This is a genomic window from Synechococcus sp. R6-7 (assembly GCF_047461695.1).
Taxonomy (GTDB): domain Bacteria; phylum Cyanobacteriota; class Cyanobacteriia; order Thermostichales; family Thermostichaceae; genus Thermostichus.
In genome coordinates, this window is the sequence record NZ_JANSHS010000141.1 from 1 (window position 1) to 4,123 (window position 4,123).

A 4,123-nucleotide genomic window follows, 5' to 3' on the forward strand; every position below is an offset into this window, starting at 1 on the left:
CCCTACGATATTGTGGTCATCGGCGCCGGTGCAGCGGGTTTGGTGGTGGCCAGCGCTGCTGCCCAACTGAAGGCCAAGGTGCTGCTGGTGGAAGGCAGCGACCGCTTGGGCGGCGATTGCCTCTGGTATGGCTGTGTGCCCAGCAAAGCCCTTCTTCACGTGGCCCATACCGTCCATCGGATGCGCCAGGCCATGGCTGCCGGTTGGGTAACTCTCCCTGGCCCAGCAGGGATCGCGGTGGATTACCTCAAGGTGTACGAACACATTCGCTCTGCCCAGAGCTACATCGCCAACCACGCCGATTCGCCAGATCGCTTCCGCCAACTGGGGGTGGAACTGGTGTTTGCCAAGGGCCACTTTGTGGATGGGCGCACCTTTGAGGTGGCAGGAAGGCAGGTACAGGCGCGGGCTTTTGTCATCGCCACCGGATCCCGTCCTTGGGTTCCCCCCTTGCCAGGCTTGGCCGAGGCGGGCTATCTGACCAACGAATCGATCTTTGACCTAACCCGTTTGCCCAAATCGGTGGCGGTGATAGGGGCGGGGCCGGTAGGCTGCGAGTTGAGCCAAGCTCTGGCCCGTCTGGGATCCGAGGTGACCCTCATTGCCAGCCGCGAGCGCATCTTGCCCAAGGAGGATCCCGAAGCCGCCCAGGTGGTGCAGCAACAGTTGACCCAAGATGGGATCCGCATCCTCACCCGGGTACGCGCCACAGCAGTTGGCCAAGAGCAAGGGGCAAAGCTGCTTTCCCTAAAGGCCAATTCCGGGGCAGGCACCGCCGCTGCAGGTGATCAAGTGATCCGTGCAGAAGAGATTTTGGTGGCCGCCGGTCGGATCCCGAACGTGGAAGGGCTGGGTCTAGAAGCCGCCGGCGTGCAGTACACCCCCCAAGGGATCCAGGTAAATGCCAAGCTGCAAACCCGCAATCCCCGCATCTACGCCTGTGGGGATGTCATCGGCGGGCCGCAATTTACCCATGTGGCGGCCTACGAAGCGGCAGTGGCCTTGGTCAATGCCCTGTTTTTCCCCCTCAGCCAAGCGCGTTATCGTGTCATTCCTTGGGCCATCTTCACCGAGCCGGAGCTGGCCCGTGTGGGCCTCACCGAAAGCGAAGCCCGGCAGCAATACGGCAAGGATGTGGTGGTGCTCAAACAGGAGTTTGCCGATGTGGATCGGGCCCAGGCAGAAGCTGCCCCCCTGGGCTTTGCCAAGTTGATCTGTCGGCGCAACGGCCAGATTTTGGGGGCGCACCTGGTGGGATCCCAGGCGGGAGAGCTGATTCATGAAGTGGTTTTGGCCATGAGCCGGCGGCTGCCCGTCTCTGCCCTGACCGGGATCCACATCTACCCCACCCGCTCGGAGGTGAACGCCAAGGCGGCCCTGCAGCACCGCAGGCAACAATTGGCCACCAACCCCCGCCTGCAGAACTTCTTGCAGGGATTCTTTGCCTGGAGGCGGGCCTGGAGCTGACAGCGCAAACTGGGGGTCAGCCACCGCTAGACTAGAATGGTCATTTACTGAGGGTTCCCGATGGGCTTTCTCCTGTCTGCCGAACAAGTGGGTCAGTTTGTTTCCAACCAATGGCAGGATCCCTATGCCGTTTTGGGCCCCCAGCAGATAGAAGAGGCCGGGAAATCCTTTGGGTTGGTGCGCGCCCTTGTGCCCAATGCTCGGCAGGTTTGGCTGGTGGAACGCGCCACTGGACAGGCTTACCCGATGCAGCCGCTGCACCCGGAAACGCTATTCGAGCTGCGCTTTGAGCCGGGAACCCCTCTGCCGGACTATTTTTTGCGGGCCCAACGGGTCTGGGATCCCCAAGGGGAACACTTGGAAGAATGGGAGGATCCCTACCGCTTTCCCTTGGAGAAGGTCAACCACATTGGCGAGCTGGATCGCTACTTGTTCAACGAGGGGAATCACCACCGCATTTACGACAAGCTGGGCGCTCATCCCATCACGGTGGACGGGGTGAAGGGGGTGCATTTCGCCGTCTGGGCTCCCAACGCCCGCAACGTCAGCGTTATCGGCGATTTTAACCACTGGGACGGGCGTCAACACCAGATGAAGCGGCTGGGCGAAAGCGGCATCTGGGCGGTGTTCATCCCCGGCATAGGGCCAGGCGCCATCTACAAGTACGAGGTGAAAACTTCCTGGGGGGATATCTACGAAAAATCGGATCCCTATGGCTTTCAACAGGAGGTGCGCCCCAAAACCGGCTCCATCGTAGCCGACCTCAACACCTACACCTGGCACGACCAAGCCTGGCTGGAAAAACGCGCCGCCACCGACCCCCTGCGCTCGCCGATTTCGGTTTATGAGGTGCATCTGGGATCCTGGATGCACGCCTCGGCTGAAGATCCACCTGCCGAAGGGCAAAGTGTGCTGGTGGACCAAAAGCCCAATACTCGCTTCCTCACCTACCGCGAGCTGGCGGACAAGCTAATCCCCTATGTGAAGGAGCTGGGCTTTACCCACATCGAGCTGTTGCCGGTGGCAGAACACCCCTTCGATGGCTCTTGGGGCTATCAGGTGATCGGCTACTATGCCGTGACATCCCGCTATGGATCCCCGCAAGACTTTATGTATTTTGTCGATCGGGCTCACCAAGCCGGGATCGGCGTGATTGTCGATTGGGTGCCCGGACATTTCCCCAAAGATGGGCATGGGCTGGCTTTTTTCGACGGTACTCACCTGTACGAGTACGCCGACCCTCGCAAAGGTGAGCACAAAGGCTGGGGCACTTTGGTCTTTAATTATGGCCGCAACGAGGTGCGCAATTATCTGGTGGCCAATGCCCTTTTTTGGTTCGAGAAATACCACATCGACGGGATCCGGGTGGATGCGGTGGCCTCGATGCTTTATCTGGATTATGACCGCAAAGACTGGATCCCCAATCCCTACGGCGGGCGGGAACACCTCGAAGCCATCGACTTTTTCCGGCAGCTCAATACCCTCATTTTCAAATACAACCCCGGTGCGCTTTCCATTGCCGAAGAATCTACTGCTTGGCCGATGGTAACTTGGCCAACCCATGTGGGTGGGCTGGGCTTCAACTTGAAGTGGAACATGGGTTGGATGCACGACATGTTGGATTATTTCCACATGGATCCCTGGTTCCGCCAGTTCCATCCCCATTTGGTCACCTTCAGCCTCATGTATGCCTTCAGCGAAAATTACATGCTGGCCTTTTCTCATGATGAGGTGGTGCATGGCAAGAGCCACATGTTGGGCAAAATGCCGGGGGATCATTGGCATAAGTTCGCCAGTCTGCGGGCTTTGTATGGCTACATGTTCACCCACCCTGGCAAGAAAACCTTGTTCATGAGCATGGAGTTTGGCCAGTGGAATGAGTGGAACGTTTGGGCAGATCTGGACTGGGGGCTGCTGCAGTATGAACCCCACGCCAAGTTGCGCCACTATGTGGCCAGCCTGAATCACCTGTTGCGCTCTGAGCCTGCCCTGTATACCCAAGACACCAAGCCAGAAGGGTTCCGCTGGATTGACTGCAGCGACCATCGCGGCATTGTTTCCTTCATCCGCTATGGGGAGGATCCCAGTGAGTGGGTGGTGGTGGTTTGTAACTTCACGCCGGTGGTCTGGCCCAATTACCGCATTGGGGTACCGGAACGAGGTTTTTATCGAGAGCTGCTCAACAGCGATGCTGTGGAGTTTTGGGGCAGCGGGGTAGGCAATTTGGGGGGCAAGTGGACAGACGACTGGGCCTACCACAACTTGCCCTACTCCCTCGAGCTCTGCCTGCCGCAACTTTCTACCTTGGTGCTGAAATGGCAGCCGCCGCAGCCGGTCGAGTCCCAGAATTGACACCCTGCTGGCTTCCTTCCGCCGCACTGGGAGGACGGGTCTGGAGACTTCGTTTTTTGGCCATTTGTAGTCCTTTCAAGCTGGATTGAGACAATCCCCAAGCGCTCCATACCGCTTCCGAGATCACCCCCAGTCCTCTTCCCAGAGGGAGAGGGGAGTTGGGAAGCAATGGGATGGAAATGTTTCATTTCGTTTCATTCTTATTTAAAATGACTGTGGGCGTGGGTGCAGTGTTCTAGTTTGAATCGAAATGACCATAAGGCAGACATAACTGAGTGCTACGGGCAGGTTTTTTCTGAGAGGA

At 58.4% G+C, this 4,123-nt stretch carries 2 protein-coding genes; both read left to right on the forward strand.

Annotated elements, in window-relative coordinates; genetic code table 11:
* On the forward strand, positions 1–1,467 hold a 1,467-nt coding region (locus tag NW815_RS04795), incomplete at its 5' end, for a dihydrolipoyl dehydrogenase family protein (RefSeq protein ID WP_414415767.1).
* A 60-nt stretch (positions 1,468–1,527) separates the two neighbouring features.
* On the forward strand, positions 1,528–3,819 hold the full coding sequence (gene glgB, locus NW815_RS04800) for a 1,4-alpha-glucan branching protein GlgB (RefSeq protein ID WP_414341827.1): 2,292 nt from the start codon (positions 1,528–1,530) through the stop codon (positions 3,817–3,819).
* The last annotated feature ends 304 nt before the right edge of the window (positions 3,820–4,123 follow it).